We start from the raw sequence: 1,039 nt of genomic DNA on the forward strand, positions 1-1,039 counted from the left end.
TTTTTTTTTATGAAGCAAATATGTTTCGTAAAAGTCAAGTCGCATAACCTGCTTCCACTTCAAAAGAGGGAAGACAGAGGCAAAGGGAATGTGCTTTGTCAAAGTCTGTGAGTTTTCGTAAGTGGGGATCGTAAGCGCCTTAAACCAGAGGGTATGACCGAGTGGGCGCGTCCCGCCAAGAGGTAAAGAAACCTTGAGGATAGAGGCATACTGGCGACCTGAGTACATCTTAGGCAACAGGAGCGATTGAATTTTTTTCTAACACGCGGTTGTAAGAGATGGAACAAGTAAGGAATCGGTCTTTGTAGCGGAGGCAAGAACAGCTTGGTGAGTAGTGGCAAGGGTGGTGAAAACACCAATGAAACCGAAACGAAGATACTACTCTCTGATCGATAAAGTTTACCAAATGGAGAACTTGTACGAAGCATGGCTGGAAGTAAGGAAGAACAAAGGAAGCTGTGGCATCGATGGGGTGAGCATCGAAATTTTCGAGAAAAACGTGAGCATGAACCTGCGGGAAATCCAAAGGCTATTGCACCAAGGGCGTTATGAACCTGACCCCGTGCTGCGACATTTCATCGAAAAGGAAAACGGGAAATTAAGACCGTTAGGCATACCCACAATCCGCGATCGCGTATGTCAGCAAGCGGTACGGCGAATCATCGAGCCGATTTTCGAGCAGGACTTCTATTATTACAGCTTTGGTTTTCGACCAGGATATTCTGCCCACCAAGCCATAGCTACAATTCGACGAGCAAAGCGCGGCGGATATGACTATGTGGTCGATCTGGACATCATGTCTTTTTTCGATGAAATTCCACATGAACTGCTAATGGAAAAGGTGCGAGAACGAATCACCGACGGTAAAGTGCTAATGCTCATTCGCAAGTGGCTAACCGCAGGAGTCATGGAAGATGATCAGTTCCATGAAACGGTAATCGGGTCACCGCAGGGCGGAGTGATATCTCCACTGCTTGCAAACATTTATTTGAATCATTTCGATTGGAGTATGAAGGAATTGGGCTTCGCCGTAGTACGG

General features: G+C 46.5%; 1 protein-coding gene. It reads left to right on the forward strand.

Annotation, left to right across the window (positions count from 1 at the left end; translation table 11 throughout):
• Positions 1-358: 358 nt before the first annotated feature.
• Positions 359-1,039: reverse transcriptase domain-containing protein (locus tag FPZ49_RS35255; protein WP_261381771.1), on the forward strand; the 681-nt coding region annotated here is incomplete at its 3' end.

The organism is Paenibacillus cremeus, assembly GCF_007786445.1.
In the GTDB taxonomy this organism is placed as follows: domain Bacteria; phylum Bacillota; class Bacilli; order Paenibacillales; family NBRC-103111; genus Paenibacillus_G; species Paenibacillus_G cremeus.